Source organism: Dendronalium sp. ChiSLP03b, from assembly GCF_034531165.2.
GTDB lineage: Bacteria > Cyanobacteriota > Cyanobacteriia > Cyanobacteriales > Nostocaceae > Dendronalium > Dendronalium minutum.
The window spans coordinates 107401-124935 of record NZ_JAVRBR020000066.1 but is presented as its reverse complement, the minus strand read 5'-3'; the positions used below and the strand labels follow the sequence as shown (position 1 = coordinate 124935).

The following is a 17535-nucleotide window of genomic DNA, read 5'->3' as shown; positions in this document are numbered from 1 at the left end:
TTGGGGAATAGGAAAGAGTTTCCCATTCCCCAATTCCCGATCCGAAGCACCTGAGTAAACTTTACTAATTATTAGTTAGCAAAATCTTAGGCAAAGTCAATGCTTCTTGTTCATCCAGATCGCTGGCGGCGGTAATTTTGTCTGCTCCGATTTGTTGCAGTGTCTTCAACAATGCGACGCTTTCACTAAGTAATTCGTCGACATCAATACCCCCATAATTAGATGGGTAACGCCGCAGGCGATTGCTGCCTTCTCCTAGTAAAATCACAGATCCTCGCCAGTTACGATTACCCAGATGATACAGGGCTACAGCAATTTGCAAAATGCCTTGATAAAAGGATTTTTCTGGTTCGCTAGCTTCGATCCACAGAGCCTCTAAAGTATCATGACAGGCATAGAACTGTCGTGAGTTGAACTGTTCTACGCCTTGCCAGAACTCTTGGGGCATGGTTTCGCTCATGCCATACTATCTCGTACTTCTTTGATTGTTTCGAGAGAAATTTCTTGTTTGTCTCCAGCAAACTCGTTGTCTGGGGTGAGAAACAACATGCAGTGGCACTCTTTGCGTTCTCTCATTGGTACGCAAGGGCAGTTCCAATATGTGGCGTGAACTTCAGCTTCTTTGTCTTCGTAGTGGCGACAGGGACACAAAGGCGCACCTAGTTCGTCTTTATGTTTGGCTAGTCCTTCAATTACGACTGCTGTCACAGAAGGTTCAGAACAGAAGTACGTTCCAGTACGCTTGGCGTATTGTTCGGAAAAATGCCGCATTGCTTCTAGGCTTTTCTCGCTGGATTTTGTGTTAGCTTCTGATGAGATCATGTGGATCGGCGGCTCATAATTTAAATATTTCTTTGCATTGTACATCAGCCTCACTAAGCTATTACTGGGTGTATTTCCCCAACCTTAGTTTTTCAATTTGACTGACTGTTGCTCAAAACCCTGTATGTCCAGCATGTTGGGATCAAAAACCTCTGGGGCATTACAGAAGTTTAACTTGCGAGCATTCATTAGGATTTTGAATATATAAAAGTATGAGTTCATGATGAACGTAACGGTTTTTGCATCTGGGGTTGTAATGCTTGTTCGCTTTGGATAATAATCCCAGGATAATCCCAATTGACTACGACTTGTTCTGTTCCGGAAGACGTATTCTGCCACAACATCCAACGACTACCTTGAGGTAGAGAAGAAAGGGTCTGGGGGTTTTGAGTCAGCCAAATCAAGGGGTAGCTTTCAACCTCTCTGGCGCTAGCATCTTCTTGGGATGTGGTTGCTGCTAAAGTTTCTAAAACAGAGCGTAGACCTTCGGGCTTGCCGCAGGCATCGCCTTTGATTAAACCTGTCAATGCTGTCCATAGCTGCACTTGTATTTGTTGATGCTGTGCATAAAAATACAGTGAGGCTGCGGCAATTACTGCTTGCTCAAAGTTTTCTGCTTGCCAATTGCCCGCACTGTCAAGAGCAATAATTATCTCTTGTCCGCCTGTGATTATTTCTAACTCTCGTACTCGTAATTCGCCGTAGCGGGCACTAGTACGCCAGTGAATCAGACGGGTGGGATCTCCGATGCGGTAAGGACGTAGCGATCGCACTAGCCCTGTGGTTGCTGTCTGCAAAGGTCTGCCACGAGCATCGCTTCTCCTATTTTCTTCTTGTCCAATTTCATCGATTAAGGGGCAAGTAGTCAGAGGTAATACAGTCGGATAGACAATTGCTATCGCAGCAGACTCACGCTGACGGCGACACCAAAACAATCCCAAAGGGGCACCAGTACCTAATTCGACTGTGTGCCAGCGATAGATACCCCGGCACTGGGTAGGTTGGTAGTATACCCAACGGTAACTATCTTTACTAGGAATTGTTTCGATTGCCTTTTGTACTGGTTTCCCCAAAACGAAGGGCAATATATCTTCGACTTGCAGCAAGCTTACAGGTTGCTGTGTCTGATTGTGGATTTCTAATTCCACCGTCAGGTCGTCACCTGCTGATACTGGCTGGATGGGAAGGCGTGTGATGGATAGACCTGTAAGCGATCGCGGTGGTAAAACTGCTGCTACAGCCAAAAGGGCAAAACTAACGCCGCTAATCGCATACAGCCAGCCAGCCATTGTATTGATGCCAGCCCCAAAAAAACAAATAGCAATTCCTGCTAGTACCCAACCGCTGTGTGCAGGGGCACTAGCGTGGGTTTCTAACCAGTTGGTGATGGGTTTAATGATTTTCATAGTATCCTTTTTAACCCAATACCAACTGAAATTCACAGTATTGCAAGCTTATTAAAAGGGGGTGATGCGATCGCTTCTTACCGATAATCTCTTAACTATAGAACTTACGCACAAGTTACGGAAGAATCGAACCACAGAGGCACAGAGAACACGGAGGAATGAGAGTTAGAGAAGTATTTTGCGTAAGTCCTAAACTATAGTCTTTAGTGATAACTTGAAAATCTAAAATTACGCGGCGTTGGGTTCAGGGATAGATTCGCCTTCTGCTTGCCAAGCTTTTTTAGCGATCGCTTCTTGACTTTGACTCTTGCCAATCACTTTTATTCTGTTTGTTGCACAGTAGTATTGGACTGCTGGCGTTGGGCAATCTGGATTAACAATCTCAATGCCTTATTCACCGCTTCATCGTTGGGAAAAGCTTGGGCAACATCGGGGTCTAGCAGCACTAGGTTCGTTTTTGTACGATATCGCTCAACATATTTACCTCTAACCCCCCCTTCCATTTGAGCGAAGTCGTACTCGGGACGTAATTCATCTTCGATTTCGTTTTCAACTTCTTTCTTCATAAAACCTCTTCTCTTGGCGGGTAGCTTTTCGGGCGCTGATGATTCGTATCTTTTCCTCTCTATCAATATGTGCAACAATTAAGAGTTGTTCAAACCTAGATAAGCCAATAATAACGTAGCGATTTTCTGCAATGGAGTGGTCAAAATCAGGGAAAGTTACAGATAAAGGGTCATTAAATACGGTTGCGGCTTCCTGAAAAGAAACACCATGCTTTTCAAGATTTAGTGTCGCTTTATCTGGATTCCATTCAAATTCCATTTACAAGTTTATAACCTGACAATCTAACCTTACGCGGCGTTGATTATGCTGATTCTAGATGAGTGACCGGAATTTGTTCGGTTCTTTCAGGGGGTTTTGCTCCAGTTGCAACAGCATGAACAGCATGAAGAATATCGGCTGAGTAGTACCGATTGCCGCAGGTATCACAAACGCCAATGGTTACATCTTCAAGAATGACAAATCCATCTCTATGTTTAAATGCCTCACGCTTTACAGTTCGAGGTTGAACGGTTCCTTCGCAATACTCGCATCTATATCCATACATACGGCTAGCCCTCAAGCTTAGTGACTTCATAAACAGTAATCATCAGATAACGTCCGTTGCTTGCGAAACGCCCAACGATCCCAACAGGCGTTTGTTGATCTAATCCAGTTCCTACTACTATATATTTTGTTCCTCTTGGATCATCTTTTTCAACCCGGATGACCTGACCACTCAGAACAGCTTCTTCCACATCTAAAATCGTCAGCATATCCTCAGCCATTTCTTCTATTGCATGGGCTGACATATCATATTGGCGGAGTCTAATCTGTTCTCTGATCCGTTCAATATCACTGCGAGGCACTTGTTTTTTTAAGTAACATTCTGCTAATGATACCAAGTCTTACGCATAAAAAAATTGTAAGTTGGGCTTCTTTGCCTTAACTCAATACCTTGATTATTGTTGGGTTTCGCATTGCTCAACCCAACCTACACCTTGGGGTTTAACTGGAAACAATTACATACGCCCAACAATGACTTCTAGTATTGCAAAATCAATATTACATCGGTTGGATTTACCTGATTTTAGCATTAAAAGTATTGGAAGATGCCCAGATGGTGCTGTTCGCCAGTAGTAAATATCAGAGTAGTATACCCAATCTCCTTCTTTCCGCCAGCCAACTTCATCACCAAATTTTTTTTGTATTTCCTCACTATTATAAGTAGTATCAGAACCACCACCAAGATGTTTCCAAATACGTTTTTGAACGCTAAATCCAAACCGTCCATCGCTATACTTTAACCAGAGTTTATTTATATTATTTAAGTGTTTTTTGGGAAGAACTCGAATATGTTCAACGCTAAAATAATTTTCATAGTATTTTCTTCTATATATTGAATTTTCTGGTAACTCTTTATGAGATATCACATAAATAATATTAGCCGTTTCTAAATCAGCTTCTTGCCATTTTCTAGCTTGAAGTAATTCATCTAGTTTATGATAATGCCCCGATACTACTTCAGTAAAATCTTTAGAAGAAGTATGACTATAAGCTGTAGCGCTAGTAACAACTTCTCTTGCTACTTCAGTTTCATCATTAGTTTTCGTAGTGTTAGTACTAAAACATTTTTTCCACATAAAAAGCTTTTTTCTAACCTTGGGCTTTTTACGGGCTTCTTCTGCTAATTCAGTTGAAATTTCTGTTTTAGCGTCTTCTTCACTATAACCTTGATTTTTCAGATCAGTTATTAAATTGTGAATTTCTTTAGCAATTCCTGAAAAATCCTGATTTATGTTAATAACATCTCCATAGATTTCAATTTGATCGCCATTAATATTAATATTTTCGTTATAATTACCTTCTGTATAGATATTACAAGTTTCGTTTGTATCATCATCTATTGAGCTTTCATCTAAACTGTTTTGCTTATGTCTAGCTCTTGAAATATATAAATATAAACCTAATCCAAATATGAGTATAGCTAATCCGCCGAAAAAAATAGCAAAAATCATCTGATAGTTTTCTAAAACATAATTGATGATTTTTTTTGAGAAATTAAGAATGGTTAGATATACAGCCCTAATTAAAGCTATGCTAAAAAAACCGTATATTACCTTCTCTACCAAAGAAAGCCGATTGCTCAGAAAATAGAACTCTCTGAATATTTGCTTTATTGGAATTTTCATAATTTCAACTTCTGATAAATGCTTTATGGCATAGGAGTAATTGACACTTTAAAATGGCAGAGGAATTCCTAATGAAGCAAAAACTAATTTAATAACATTTAGTGTAGCTTCTCCTATGACAGCACTCGCAGCAGCATCGCGTAGAGATTGCCCTAATTTAACAAGTTTACCTTTAGCTCTAGGGTTGTTTTGAACTTCATTTGCCCAGTCTTTAGCTACCTTCTGTTGAGCATCTTGGCGATTATAACCTCGATTTTCTAACTGCCATAATAACTCTTGTATCTGTGTAGCAGCTTCAGATAAATCCTGACTAATATTTATGTAATTACCGTGTACTTGTAAATAATTACCTTCAATAGAAATAGATTTGTTAAAGTTACCACCAGCCCCTAAATATATGTTGTAAGTATTATTGTGGTTTCCATCGCTCATATAAAAAATTCTCTAGTTAGTATGTTGCGAATCAAATTTACTGACTCGCTTTAAATGGATTGATTAATTTATACTAGCGTATAGTACTACATTTAACTACTACAATAGTACTTGACATAAAAAGCCTGCTGACGCAGGCTTTGTTTTGTAATGTTATTAACTGAGTGGATGGGGAAGAAAAATCACCGCTATAAATTACCGTTTCGCTAACTTCTTCGCCATCTTGCGCAGACGAATTGATTGCGGTGTAACTTCCACCAATTCATCAGGGCCTATGTATTCCAAAGCACGCTCAAGGCTCATATCTATTGGTGCTTGTAACTGCACCAGTTCATCACCACCAGCAGCCCGGTGGTTGGTTAACTGCTTGGTTTTGCAGACATTCAGTTCCAAGTCTTGGGGACGATTGTGTTCTCCTACAATCATGCCTCTGTAAACTTTAGTACCTGGAGTAATGAAGAATGACCCTCTGTCTTCGGCATTCCTCATAGCATAGAAAGTAGCAACACCCTCTTCAAAGGAAATTAAAACACCTTTGTTACGGGCTTCAATGTCGCCACTGAGTTGACGGTAGTCCAAGAAGCTGTGGTTCATGATACCTTCGCCACGGGTCATCCGCATAAATTCGCCCCGGAAACCAATCAATCCACGGGCGGGAATGACAAACTCTAGTTGGGTGCGATCGCCACTACCTGGTTGCATATCTTGCATTTCGCCTTTGCGTTGTCCCAGGCGTTCGATACAGCTACCCACAGCATCAGCAGGAATGTCTAATACCAAGAGTTCGTAAGGTTCGCAAGGTTGGCCGTTGACTTCGCGGTAAATTACCTGTGGCTGAGATACCTGAAACTCGAAGCCTTCCCGGCGCATGGTTTCAATTAAGATACCCAAGTGCAATTCGCCACGACCGGAAACCAGGAATTTATCAGGAGAATCCGTTTCTTCAACCCGCAAAGCAACGTTGGTTTCAAGTTCGCGGAAAAGGCGATCGCGTACTTGTCTTGATGTCACCAACTTGCCTTCTTGACCCGCAAAAGGTGAATCGTTCACCCAGAAGGTCATTTGCAAAGTTGGTTCATCCACTTTAATTAATGGCAAAGCTTGCGGTTCATTGGGGTCAGTAATTGTTTCGCCAATATTGGCATCGGCGAAACCAGCAACTGCAACAATATAACCTGCGGATGCTTCTTCCAGTTCTACCCGCTTCAGCCCTTCAAAACCTAACAATTTGGTGATTTTAGACTTGACAATACTGCCGCTTTCTGTGACCAACGCTGCTTGTTGTCCGGCACGGATCACACCATTGTGAATTCTACCAATGACAATTCGTCCCAGATATTCAGAATAATCCAGGGTTGTGACTTGCAATTGCAGAGGCTTATTGATATCGCCTACAGGTGGTGGAACGTGGTGCAGAATCGCATTAAACAGCGGTTGCATATCTACCGATTCTGCTTCCATACTTTCTTTGGCATAACCTCCCATACCGGAGGCAAACAGATAGGTAAAATCACACTGGTCTTCATCTGCCCCTAATTCTAAGAACAGATCCAAAACTTTATCAACAGCAACGTGTGGGTCAGCTTTGGCACGGTCGATTTTGTTGATCACAACGATGGGGCGGAGTCCTTTTTCCAAAGCTTTTTTCAGTACAAAACGCGTTTGGGGCATGGGGCCTTCATTGGCATCGACAATCAGAAGACATCCATCAACCATACCGAGTACGCGTTCAACTTCACCACCGAAGTCAGCGTGTCCAGGAGTATCAACAATATTGATCAGCGTCTCTTTGTAACGAACCGCTGTATTTTTGGAAAGAATAGTGATTCCCCGTTCCCGTTCTAGGGCGTTAGAGTCCATGACGCAATCCGGAACGTCTTCACCTTCTCGGAAAATGCCGGACTGTTTAAGGAGTGCATCAACCAGGGTGGTTTTGCCGTGATCGACGTGGGCAATAATAGCGACGTTACGAATTGGGAGCGTCATAGAGGATTTAGGTGAACTTTTAGAGGGGATTTTAGATTACATTTAAGTGCTAGGCTGTTCTAACAGAATTGGGAACAATCAGCAAATTCTGTAAAGAACCTTTAACAATTCTAGCGTAATCGTCACAATTGCGGAGAGTTTTGTAAACGCTGCCGAGCTATAAGCTGAACTAAAATTGACACCATCCCTTTATGGGTGAAGTCTTCCTAACTCCTGACTCCTTCTATACAATGCTTGCAGAACGCTTTACCGCAGCTCTCACCTACGCTACACAACTCCACGCTAACCAAGTACGTAAAGGTTCAGGTGTCCCTTACATTGCTCATTTGCTAGGTGTCGCCAGTATTGCTTTAGAATATGGGGCAAATGAAAATGAAGCTATAGCAGCCCTCTTACACGATGCTGTAGAAGACCAAGGCGGTGCTGCAACACGGGAAGAAATTCGCCTTCACTTTGGCAACGAAGTGACAGCAACTGTAGATGGTTGTACTGATACCGATACTACACCTAAACCTCCTTGGCGACAGCGCAAGGAAGCATACATTGCTCACATTCCTACAGCTTCCCAATCAGTAGTGCTTGTATCAGCAGCAGACAAACTCTACAATGCCCGCTCTATTCTTAAAGATTATCGGCTGTTGGGTGAATCGCTTTGGGAACGCTTTCAAGGAGGCAAAGAGGGAACTCTATGGTATTACCGTGCGCTTGTGGATGCGTTCAATCAGACTGAAATGACAGCGATCGCTGAAGAATTAGAACGGGTAGTTATAGAAATAGAGGTATTGGCATCTAAAAAATAAGGCTGAAGTATTAAGAAAGGATGAAGAATAAATAACTTTTAAAACTTCATACTTTGTATTTAACTCTTCAACCTTCTGTTAACAGTCTTTCCTTTGCTAGCGAAACATACTACTCACAGAGCTGTCTTCATGAATCCGCCAGATAGTTTCTCCTAGCAGATTCGCCACTGATAGCAAGACTAGTTGGGGAAAGCGATCGCTTTCTGGCAGAGGAATCGTATTGGTAACAATGACTTCCTCAAATAAGCCACTTGATAATCGCTCAATTGCTGGCGGGGAGAAAACTGCATGGGTTGCACAGGCATATACCCGACTTGCTCCTTCTTCACGCAGTAACCGCGCACCTTCGGCAATTGTGCCGCCTGTGTCGATCATGTCATCCACCAAAACTGCCGTTTTACCTTTGACATCGCCGATGACATTTAAGACTTCAGCAATATTGTGAGCCTGACGGCGTTTATCTATAATGGCTAGCGGAGCATCATTCAGCTTTTTCGCAAATGCCCTAGCCCGTGCTACACCTCCGACATCAGGGGAAACAACCACAAGGTCAGGTAAGTTTTTGCTTGCCAAGTAATCCAGCAATACTGGCGAACCGTAAACATGGTCAAAGGGTATATCGAAATAGCCTTGAATCTGAGCCGAGTGTAAATCCATTGCCAGAACGCGGTTAGCACCAGCTTCTGTAATCAGATTCGCAACTAGTTTGGCAGTTATGGACTCTCGTCCTGCCGTTTTGCGATCGGCACGGGCATAGCCATAATATGGAATTACTGCTGTGATTTGTCGTGCAGAAGCTCGACGACAGGCATCAATCATGATCAGCAATTCCATCAAGTTATCGTTCACGGGTTGACAACATGGCTGGATTAAATAAACATCACAACCCCGAATCGATTCCTGGATTTGAACGTATAGTTCTCCATCCGCAAATCTTTTGCGAATCATTGGCCCCAAGTCCATCCCCAAATAACGAGCGACTTCTTGAGACAGTTGTACATTGGCAGAGCCAGAAAATAGCCGCAGGCGATGATTTTCAGTCAGTCCTGTTGCAGCTGGTTGCACTTTTAAAGTTGCAGAACTGAGCACAGCAGATCCTCGATGTGCATTCATGGCAATACTATCATTAGATAATTAGCAGATTTAACTGAAATAAGCTAAAAAAACATCTGTGATTTTTGTTAAAGCTTTCATACAAACTTTAAACATTTCTCCATACAATTATCGTTGGCTCCTTTTGAGTGCTTGTGGTAAAAACCTTTGATTGCCTAGATGAACATCGAATCTGGGAACTATTCTCATCGTTAATATATTTTGTGTTGGTCTGAAAATACTCCAATTTATCCAACAGGGAGTAGATAGAGTATTGCTTCTCTCCATTTTATTTATAACTGCGAGCTAATCCTTCATAACTTGAGTAATTTTGAACTGGGACTGGCGAAAGTAGAAACAGCTATGAATAAATGCCCCAGAAGCATCTGAATGCTCGCTGAATATTTTATAATCTTAGCTACAAAATTATAAACTAAGTAAACTATATTTCCGATTGTAAATTACACCAAAAAACTTCAAGAGCCTACGAAGTTAGCTTAACTCTCATATAGGTGAATTGTGCTTAAAGACAGGAGGCAGTCTCAATAAAAAAATTTTCACCGCTAAGTGTGAAAGAGGGACTGAAGACTGGGGAGCCAGTCGCGTGCGGAGGTTCCCGACGCTCGATGACTCGCTACCGCTTCGCTATCCGTTGAGCGAACTGGCGTGACTGGGGAGGAATTCAATTAGTTCTTCTGCTCCCTTGATCCCCTGCCCCTCTACCCCTCTGCTCTCCTGCCCCTCATCTCCCCATCTCCCTCTGGGGGTGTACCCCTTGGTTAGGATAGAATATTGCCGCAGGTAACTGTCTGTCGCCGCTTGGATTTATCTTTGTAAGTGACTTCTTCCTCAGTTGCCACCACACTCTATCGATCCATCATGCAACCACCCATTATAGTTGGCACTGTCCTGCAAAATCGTTACCGCGTAATTCAAATTCTCGGACAAGGGGGATTTGGTAGAACCTATCTGGCAGAAGACCAAAGGCGCTTTAACGAACTGTGCGCGATCAAGGAATTGATGACTGTAGCAACGGGAGTTTCTGCCTGGGAGAAGGCACAAGAACTTTTCCAGCGAGAAGCTACTATCTTGTATCAAATTGAACACCCACAAGTACCTAAATTCCGGGAAAAATTTGACCAAGACCAGCGCTTATTTTTGGTGGAGGACTATGTTGCTGGTAAGACATACCGGACTTTATTAGCCGATCGCCAAGCTGTTGGTCAAACCTTCAGTGAAACAGAAGTGTTGCAGTTAATACGCTTTTTATTACCTGTACTAGAGCATATTCATAGTCGCGGGATTATTCACCGGGATATCTCACCAGAAAATATTATTTTGCGAGATAGCGATGCTAAACCGGTGTTAATTGACTTTGGAGTGGTAAAAGAACTGGCAACGCGTTTGCAGTCTCCAGATAGCGAATCGCCAGTCACTACGGTGGGAAAATTAGGCTACTCTCCTATTGAGCAAATACAAACAGGACGCGCTTATCCAAATAGCGATTTGTATGCATTAGCAGTCACAGCGATAGTTCTGCTAACGGGTCGAGAACCAAGCGATTTATTTGATGAAAACCAACTAACTTGGAATTGGCAAAGGTGGGTGAGAGTAAATCCGCAGTTTGCTCAGGTTTTGAATCGGATGTTGAATCGGATACCAAGCGATCGCTACCAAAGTGCTGCTGATGTAGCCCAAGCATTACAATATCCGGAACTACCCAGTGTCCCTACCCCTGAGTTGTCTAACTTGCAAACAGTTGCTGTTGGCCGCCGCCCTGACCCGGTATCACCACCAATTGCGCCCAATAACAAACCTGACCCCGTAATTCCACCCAGCCGTAGTAGCTCAGTTTTAGATAATCCATTAGCGATCGGGGCAATTGGTAGTGCTGTAGTTGTTTTGGCAGGATTCGGTTCTTGGGCGCTGGTAAGTTCCATCCGTAATCAGTCAAGAACACCACAAAATGAGGCACCACCGCAAACTTTTCCTTCGCCAGTTGTTTCTGGTGGCACTACATTCGCACCAACACCCACACCTACACCTACTAACGACCAACCAGTAATATCTACTAAACGCCTGAATTTGAGAGGATCTGGCACAACCATAGTTGAAGATACTATTAAGGCAAATCAAATCATTCAGTACAGCTTTTTTGGACAACAAGGAGCCAAGTTAACTGCATTTCTTGACCAAGGAAGTGGCATTTTGCTATCAGTCTTTGGTTCCAACCAACAACCAATCGATAGTACTGCCCTGCAAGTAACATCTTATCAAGGAATATTACCAATTACTGGTAGATACACCATTCAGTTAACTTTAGCGCCAGGAGTTGCCGAAAGCGATTACAACCTGAATGTTGCATTGGAAAAAGCGCTTGAGCCGACACCCACGCAAACATCTATAGAAACCCCAATACAGATACCAACACAAACTCCAATACAAACACCTACGCCAACACCAATAATCGTACCGACACCAATAATCACGCCAACGCCAACCCCAACAACTGATGGAGAAAACAGCCCACCCGTTGATAGCACATTCACGCCATTTCCTGAGCCAAGCACTTCACCCTAAATTCACTCATAAACTAGTTAATGGTCAACGGTCATAAACTTCGGATTTTAGACTCTTGACTTTAAACTCTTGACTTTGGAATATTAAAAATTGTTAAACGCACTACTGATTACTGGAACTGATACCGAGGCAGGTAAAACTGTTTTAACCACAGCTTTAGCAGCCTATTGGCAAAAATATTATCCGCAGCGTAGCTGGGGAATCATGAAACCGATTCAATCAGGGATTGGCGATCGCGAATGGTATCAACAAGTGTTTACACTGGAACAATCTGCTGAAGAAATTACACCGTTGTACTTTCAAGCACCTCTAGCCCCTCCCATTGCGGCAGCGCGAGAAAATCGACAGGTGGATTTAGCAGTAGTTTGGCAAGCTTTGTCAGAATTGCGATCGCGTCGTGATTTCCTTCTCATTGAAGCTTTGGGAGGGTTAGGTTCACCCGTCACAGATGAATTAACAGTGGCAGATTTAGCAGGAGAATGGCGGCTGCCAACGGTGTTGGTAGTGCCAGTCAGACTAGGTGCGATCGCTCAAGCAGTAGCAAATGTCGCATTAGCTAGGCAAATACGGGTGAATCTTAAAGGCATTGTGCTTAATTGCGTACAACCCCGTTCAGATGCAGAAATAGCCGACTGGACACCACCCGATTTGATTCAATCACTGACTAACACACCAGTTTTAGGCTGTTTGCCTTATCTAGATAATCTTAATGATTTAGATAAACTCGCCCAAGTTGCATCAAATCTCGATTTGGAAACATTACAAAGTTAGGAATCAGTGGTCAGAAGGCAATAGGCAATAGGCAAAAGTCAGTAGTAGAGACGCGATTATACTCTTACGAGAAGCCGCTCTTACGAGCGTCTACGCGTCTGTACAATAGTCAGTGGTTATTCCCCGCGTCCCTGCGTCCCCGTGTTTTCCTCATCCCCCTCCTCCCCACTCTCCATCCTCGAATGGCGATTAACTTAACACTTTCAGAACGATTAAACTGGGAAAATGACCTAAGTTAGCTGTTTATAACTAGCTTGTTTTTACAATGGTTTCCACTTTTCCCAACCCATCTTCTGTTGACTTATCACGTGTTCGCCTCTCGATTCGCTCATTGCAACCACAATTGGTAGAGTGGCGGCGGGGATTACATCAAAAACCAGAGTTGGGTTTTAAAGAAAAACTAACTGCTGAATTTGTCTCACAAAAGCTGCAAGAATGGGGAATTGAGCATCAAGCTGGTATTGCCCAGACTGGGATTGTTGCCATCATTAAGGGTATCAAACTAGGTGCTGAGAAAGTATTGGCAATTCGGGCAGATATGGATGCTTTGCCAATTCAAGAACTCAACGAAGTGCCCTATCGATCGCAACATGATGGAGTTATGCACGCTTGTGGACATGACGGACATACAGCGATCGCTTTAGGTACAGCTTACTATCTCCAGCAGCACCGCGAAGATTTTGCTGGCACTGTCAAAATTATCTTTCAGCCAGCAGAAGAAGGGCCAGGAGGTGCTAAGCCGATGGTTGAAGCTGGGGTACTGAAAAACCCTGATGTGGATGCGATTATCGGCTTGCACTTGTGGAATAATTTGCCCTTGGGCACAGTCGGTGTTCGCAGTGGGGCATTGATGGCAGCTGTTGAGTTATTCGACTGCACGATTTTGGGCAAAGGTGGACATGGTGCAATACCCCATCAAACTGTAGATTCTGTGGTGGTTGCAGCCCAAATAGTTACTGCTTTGCAAACTATTGTCGCTCGTAATGTTAATCCGATTGATTCAGCTGTAGTAACTGTGGGCGCACTTCATGCAGGCACAGCACACAACGTGATTGCTGATACAGCCAGTATGAAAGGAACTGTGCGGTATTTTAATCCAGCATACAAAGGCTTTTTTAAACAGCGTGTCGAACAGGTGATTGCTGGAATTTGTCAAAGTCATGGTGCCAATTATGACTTGAAATATCAGGAATTGTATCCACCAGTGATTAACGATGCCACAATGGCAGAATTGGTGCGATCGCAAGCCGAACAAGTTATAGAAACACCTGTAGGAATTGTACCTGAGTGCCAGACTATGGGCGGCGAAGATATGTCATTCTTCTTGGAAGAAGTTCCCGGTTGCTATTTCTTTTTAGGTTCTGCCAACCCTGAGAAAGATTTGGCTTACCCTCATCATCATCCCCGATTTGATTTTGATGAAATCGCCTTGGCAATGGGTGTGGAGATATTTGTGAGATGCGTAGAAAAATTTTTAAATTAATTGGGTGGGTGTTAATTATACCAATTTGAAATTTTTTGTCTCACGCAAATACGAGGCAGTACACCCTTCCATACAATAGTAATCCTATCTAATTTGTGAAAAAGATTTTCTTTAAACGAACCGCAAAGACACAGAGAACTCAGAGAGAATAAAGAAAGATTTTCATGAATTATTTAGGATTTCTACAGATTCATAATTAAAATTCTAGAGGCAGCCGACTGTCATGGACTAGTTGCAAACATTCTCTGATGTCAGAACCTTCCCAGCTACCCACGAATTCTAATAAATTTTCAGCAGTAGAACCTGTTAAAGTATGTTCTGTTATAAGCGTTTGAGCAGGTTGGCTCTCTGAAAATATACTGTTTGTTTGATGCTTGGCTTGCAAAAATTGCACAAAGTCTAATATTTCCTCCAATAAGGGTTCAGGTAATTTTTCTAGTTCTTGGGTAATTTGTTCTTTAACAGTCATTATTACCCCTGTGTTTAGATAGTTGAAAAGGTGGGTGTTAATTTATATCTTATCTAATGTTGATTGTAGCTTTTTGTGAATTTTAGAGTTTATGCTTTAGCACATCACTATATTAAAGGTGGTAAAGTCAAAAGTTTTGTAATCTTTACAGACCTGTTTTTACCTGTATAGATGCGGTTTGTAGGCGCTATTTTCACCGTACCTTACTCTTACTAATTTACAAAACCTTTATAGTTTACATTTTGTTAGTCTCAATGAAAGAGAGGTGATAATATCCCACCAAGCTATAGTTTTTCCACTGCTAAATCTCGAATCATAACGCTGCCATAACCAGATTAACAGAGACGCAGGAAGGTGACCTTCGGGAGATTTAGTATTGAACGTTATTTGCTCGTACATTAGCCATCCTTCGGGGTCTTTATACCATCCGACATACTGGCAAAAAGTAATGTAAATGTTTATATTAGCAAAACGTTTACCTCCAACTTCTTGCCAAATCCGCTTTTGTACGCTAAAACCAAAATGCCCATTGCTGCATCTCACCCAGATTTGGTCTATTGTGCGTAGATCGGTGCAGGGAAACTTGTTAATATCTTCAATATCAAGCCACCCTTGCTGTTCTCTGCCAGCAATTTTCAACATCAACCTAGTTGTTTCCTCATCTGCTGCTTTCCATTGACCCGCTTTGAGTAAATTCTCCAGTTTGTGATAGTCTACCCCTACATCTGAAGCTAATATCAATTCTGTTGAATTACTCTCAATTTCTGCAAAACCTGTCCCTGCTTGCAAAGAAGGGAGTAAATTTAACCACTCTTGCATTGTCTGGGGTCGGTCTTTTGCCTCTAATGCCATACCTTGCAAGATTCCCTGATTAACAGCATCGCTAAGACTGGGTATTAGTTGCTTGGGTTGTACTAATTCCTCTTGTTCATACTTGCGGTCAAATGAATTAGTCGGGCGTTGTCCAGTGACAGCATAATACAGTGAAGCTGCTATGCAGTAAACATCCACTGTTGAGTGACGACTACCTTTTCGGACTAATTCATAAGGTGCGAATGCCTTATTACCAAAAGACCTGGAAAGGGTACTAGGTGGAGAAATATCCCCAGCAATACCAAAGTCTATCAGCACTGCTTTACCAGAGTTAGCAATCTCCGGATCAAAGTTAAGCATAATATTGGGAGGAGTGACATCGAGGTGAAAAACTCCTTTTTTATGTACATCAACTAAGGCCAAACCAATTTGACGGATGTATTTCACAGCATCAGTTTCTGGTAACGCCCCGTGAGTTTGGACATACTCCCACAGACTCTTACCTGCTATGTATTGCATTTCTAAGCAGTAGCGACCATCTTCTTCAAAAAAGTCGAATACTTGGACAATATGAGGGTGGGAGTCAGCACAACACATTGCTAGCATCTGTGCTTCTTTTTTGAAGCGTTCAACATACTTGGGATAGTCTGGGTCGCGTTGGACGCTGATATTAGGAGTTTTGATGACCACTCGGCGATTTAACTTAGTGTGCATCGCTTGGTACGTAACTGCAAAACCGCCACCACCTAAATATTTTTCTATTCTGTATTTACCGTTGTATATTAGCTGTCCCTCTTGCCAGTTCATATCCAAATTGATTGATGGCTTATGTTGATTTTGACACGCTTTTTGTTTGTTATGGTCGTTCCCCGTCAGTAGGTAAAGAGAATGTAATTACCTATTGCGTGGTTGAGTGGGGGATGATGGCGTTTGTTGTAGTGTAGGATTTGTAGGTATTGATTTTTCTAGAAACCAATCTTTTAACAAATCTGTACCGTCTTTGATTCCTGAGATCAAGGCTGCAAATAATGCCAAGATACCCATAATCTCTAATATCCACGCCCATAAAGGTTGTGTCCAAGGGAGTTTGGGAAGAGAAAAGTTAGATGTTTTTAAGCCTAATTCCTTTAGCCATGTCTCTACTGTTTGCGGACGCTTTTCTGGTTCTAGTTCCATTGCGTGGAGAATGGCTTGATTGACGCGATCGCTTATTCCATTGTTCAATTCTTGAGGTGGAGTTAAACGCTGATTGTTATCTTGGCGATCGATAGCACTTTCTGGCTGTTTTCCTGTTAATAAAATATATAAAGTTGCAGCCAGCGAATAAACATCAGTCCAAGGGCCGCGTCGCGTTTGTTGTCTAGCAGAGTTGGAATACAGTTCAATCGGTGTAAATCCTTCAGTCCTTGCACCGCGACTAGTTAATGGATTGTCAATTCCTCTTGCTAAGTCAAAATCTATCAAAACAACTTCATTTTTACCCGCCCGCACCATAATATTTTCTGGTTTCACATCCCGATGCAAAAATCCTTGTTTATGTACTTCTATCAATGCTTGTCCAACTTGCTGGATGTAACCTAGGGCTTCTTTTTCTGGTAAAACTCTGTTAACTAAGTTGGCTAAATTGGTTCCGGGAATATACTCCATTACCATGCAAAGTAAATCCCCTTCGTTGAATGTCTCAAGCACGCGGACAATATTTGGGTGTTTGCATAGTGCTAGTTTGCGCGATTCATCTGCAAAACCTGATTTTAAGCGATCGCGTTCTTCGTTACTTAGTTGGTTAAGCAGATCGGGATTCAATGTTTTGATTACAACGTTCTTGCTATCCCGATCCTGAGCAAGATAAGTAATGGCAAAGCGTCCCCGTCCTAATTCGTGTTTAATTTCATACTTATTTCGGTATAGCTTCTGTCCAGGTACCCAAGCCATTGGTTCATCATCTCAGAGACTTGGATTAATTTTGACATAGTCATCTAGCAAACAGAAGTTTATCAATTCTAGAAAGACCTAACCGTTAATCACACAAGCAAAAGGCTATTTCCACCAATTCTTCAAAACAAGGCAACAGATTCAAACTTCTAGGTTCTAGTTAAATCTGACACCTCTTAATTACGAATTATGAATTATGAATTACGAATTACCT

The 17535-nt window shown here is 42.3% G+C and carries 18 protein-coding genes; 4 read left to right on the top strand and 14 right to left on the bottom strand.

Annotated features, from left to right (window positions below):
• Window positions 1-64: 64 nt before the first annotated feature.
• The 10 genes from RMY31_RS17235 to typA form a co-directional block, all read right to left on the bottom strand.
• Complete coding sequence (locus RMY31_RS17235) at window positions 65-460, bottom strand: DUF309 domain-containing protein (protein WP_322656652.1); 396 nt, start codon at window positions 458-460, stop codon at window positions 65-67.
• Window positions 457-822 (bottom strand): ferredoxin thioredoxin reductase catalytic beta subunit, encoded by a 366-nt coding sequence (locus RMY31_RS17230; protein ID WP_322656651.1) that lies wholly within the window; start codon window positions 820-822, stop codon window positions 457-459. Before RMY31_RS17230 ends, RMY31_RS17235 begins: the two co-directional genes overlap by 4 nt.
• A gap of 218 nt (window positions 823-1040) precedes the next feature.
• Window positions 1041-2228 (bottom strand): DUF58 domain-containing protein, encoded by a 1188-nt coding sequence (locus tag RMY31_RS17225; RefSeq protein ID WP_322656650.1) that lies wholly within the window; start codon window positions 2226-2228, stop codon window positions 1041-1043.
• 320 nt (window positions 2229-2548) lie between these two features.
• Window positions 2549-2794 (bottom strand): hypothetical protein, encoded by a 246-nt coding sequence (locus RMY31_RS17220; protein WP_322656649.1) that lies wholly within the window; start codon window positions 2792-2794, stop codon window positions 2549-2551.
• Window positions 2778-3053, bottom strand: coding sequence for a BrnT family toxin (locus RMY31_RS17215; RefSeq protein WP_322656648.1), 276 nt, complete (start codon window positions 3051-3053; stop codon window positions 2778-2780). Before RMY31_RS17215 ends, RMY31_RS17220 begins: the two co-directional genes overlap by 17 nt.
• 43 nt (window positions 3054-3096) lie before the next feature.
• Window positions 3097-3339 (bottom strand): YgiT-type zinc finger protein, encoded by a 243-nt coding sequence (locus RMY31_RS17210; RefSeq protein ID WP_322656647.1) that lies wholly within the window; start codon window positions 3337-3339, stop codon window positions 3097-3099.
• Window positions 3340-3343: 4 nt separating this feature from the next.
• Entirely contained in the window at window positions 3344-3676 is a 333-nt protein-coding gene (locus RMY31_RS17205) for a DUF4258 domain-containing protein (RefSeq protein WP_322656646.1), read from the bottom strand.
• Window positions 3677-3793: 117 nt separating this feature from the next.
• The gene (locus tag RMY31_RS17200; protein ID WP_322656645.1) at window positions 3794-4963 is read right to left on the bottom strand and encodes a GUN4 domain-containing protein; all 1170 of its coding nucleotides are present in this window, start codon (window positions 4961-4963) and stop codon (window positions 3794-3796) included.
• Window positions 4964-5011: 48 nt separating this feature from the next.
• Window positions 5012-5395 carry a hypothetical protein gene (locus tag RMY31_RS17195; RefSeq protein WP_322656644.1) on the bottom strand — a complete coding sequence of 128 codons (384 nt, stop codon included), beginning with the start codon at window positions 5393-5395 and terminating at the stop codon, window positions 5012-5014.
• 195 nt (window positions 5396-5590) lie between these two features.
• Complete coding sequence (gene typA, locus RMY31_RS17190) at window positions 5591-7381, bottom strand: translational GTPase TypA (RefSeq protein ID WP_322656643.1); 1791 nt, start codon at window positions 7379-7381, stop codon at window positions 5591-5593.
• Window positions 7382-7611: 230 nt separating this feature from the next.
• On the opposite strand from typA, the gene RMY31_RS17185 reads away from it, so the two are divergent.
• A complete protein-coding gene (locus RMY31_RS17185) occupies window positions 7612-8181 on the top strand; it encodes an HD domain-containing protein (protein ID WP_322656755.1) in 570 nt (189 codons plus the stop codon).
• A gap of 96 nt (window positions 8182-8277) precedes the next feature.
• Here RMY31_RS17185 and RMY31_RS17180 read toward each other — a convergent pair whose 3' ends face one another.
• Window positions 8278-9294 carry a ribose-phosphate pyrophosphokinase gene (locus RMY31_RS17180; RefSeq protein WP_322656642.1) on the bottom strand — a complete coding sequence of 339 codons (1017 nt, stop codon included), beginning with the start codon at window positions 9292-9294 and terminating at the stop codon, window positions 8278-8280.
• Between the two features lie 858 nt (window positions 9295-10152).
• On the opposite strand from RMY31_RS17180, the gene RMY31_RS17175 reads away from it, so the two are divergent.
• From RMY31_RS17175 to RMY31_RS17165, 3 genes are all read left to right on the top strand, one after another.
• A complete protein-coding gene (locus tag RMY31_RS17175) occupies window positions 10153-11853 on the top strand; it encodes a serine/threonine-protein kinase (RefSeq protein WP_322656754.1) in 1701 nt (566 codons plus the stop codon).
• Between the two features lie 90 nt (window positions 11854-11943).
• The gene (gene bioD / locus RMY31_RS17170) at window positions 11944-12624 is read left to right on the top strand and encodes a dethiobiotin synthase (RefSeq protein WP_322656641.1); all 681 of its coding nucleotides are present in this window, start codon (window positions 11944-11946) and stop codon (window positions 12622-12624) included.
• Window positions 12625-12889: 265 nt separating this feature from the next.
• Window positions 12890-14107, top strand: a complete 1218-nt coding sequence (locus tag RMY31_RS17165) for a M20 family metallopeptidase (protein WP_322656640.1) — start codon at window positions 12890-12892, stop codon at window positions 14105-14107.
• A 196-nt stretch (window positions 14108-14303) separates the two neighbouring features.
• On the opposite strand, the gene RMY31_RS17160 is transcribed toward RMY31_RS17165, so the two are convergent.
• The 3 genes from RMY31_RS17160 to RMY31_RS17150 all read right to left on the bottom strand — a co-directional run bounded on the left by RMY31_RS17160 (window position 14304) and on the right by RMY31_RS17150 (window position 17321).
• On the bottom strand, window positions 14304-14576 hold the full coding sequence (locus RMY31_RS17160; protein ID WP_322656638.1) for a DUF2281 domain-containing protein: 273 nt from the start codon (window positions 14574-14576) through the stop codon (window positions 14304-14306).
• 228 nt (window positions 14577-14804) lie between these two features.
• Window positions 14805-16196, bottom strand: a complete 1392-nt coding sequence (locus RMY31_RS17155) for a serine/threonine-protein kinase (RefSeq protein WP_322656637.1) — start codon at window positions 16194-16196, stop codon at window positions 14805-14807.
• An 87-nt stretch (window positions 16197-16283) separates the two neighbouring features.
• Window positions 16284-17321, bottom strand: coding sequence for a serine/threonine-protein kinase (locus RMY31_RS17150; RefSeq protein WP_322656636.1), 1038 nt, complete (start codon window positions 17319-17321; stop codon window positions 16284-16286).
• Window positions 17322-17535: the final 214 nt, after the last annotated feature.

Coding starts and splice junctions, on each gene's coding strand:
- RMY31_RS17235 (WP_322656652.1), bottom strand. CDS start 460: ATGAGCGAAACCATGCCCCAAGAGTTCTGGCAAGGCGTAGAACAGTTC.
- RMY31_RS17230 (WP_322656651.1), bottom strand. CDS start 822: ATGATCTCATCAGAAGCTAACACAAAATCCAGCGAGAAAAGCCTAGAA.
- RMY31_RS17225 (WP_322656650.1), bottom strand. CDS start 2,228: ATGAAAATCATTAAACCCATCACCAACTGGTTAGAAACCCACGCTAGT.
- RMY31_RS17220 (WP_322656649.1), bottom strand. CDS start 2,794: ATGAAGAAAGAAGTTGAAAACGAAATCGAAGATGAATTACGTCCCGAG.
- RMY31_RS17215 (WP_322656648.1), bottom strand. CDS start 3,053: ATGGAATTTGAATGGAATCCAGATAAAGCGACACTAAATCTTGAAAAG.
- RMY31_RS17210 (WP_322656647.1), bottom strand. CDS start 3,339: ATGTATGGATATAGATGCGAGTATTGCGAAGGAACCGTTCAACCTCGA.
- RMY31_RS17200 (WP_322656645.1), bottom strand. CDS start 4,963: ATGAAAATTCCAATAAAGCAAATATTCAGAGAGTTCTATTTTCTGAGC.
- RMY31_RS17195 (WP_322656644.1), bottom strand. CDS start 5,395: ATGAGCGATGGAAACCACAATAATACTTACAACATATATTTAGGGGCT.
- typA (WP_322656643.1), bottom strand. CDS start 7,381: ATGACGCTCCCAATTCGTAACGTCGCTATTATTGCCCACGTCGATCAC.
- RMY31_RS17185 (WP_322656755.1), top strand. CDS start 7,612: ATGCTTGCAGAACGCTTTACCGCAGCTCTCACCTACGCTACACAACTC.
- RMY31_RS17180 (WP_322656642.1), bottom strand. CDS start 9,294: ATGAATGCACATCGAGGATCTGCTGTGCTCAGTTCTGCAACTTTAAAA.
- RMY31_RS17175 (WP_322656754.1), top strand. CDS start 10,153: ATGCAACCACCCATTATAGTTGGCACTGTCCTGCAAAATCGTTACCGC.
- RMY31_RS17165 (WP_322656640.1), top strand. CDS start 12,890: ATGGTTTCCACTTTTCCCAACCCATCTTCTGTTGACTTATCACGTGTT.
- RMY31_RS17160 (WP_322656638.1), bottom strand. CDS start 14,576: ATGACTGTTAAAGAACAAATTACCCAAGAACTAGAAAAATTACCTGAA.
- RMY31_RS17155 (WP_322656637.1), bottom strand. CDS start 16,196: ATGAACTGGCAAGAGGGACAGCTAATATACAACGGTAAATACAGAATA.
- RMY31_RS17150 (WP_322656636.1), bottom strand. CDS start 17,321: ATGGCTTGGGTACCTGGACAGAAGCTATACCGAAATAAGTATGAAATT.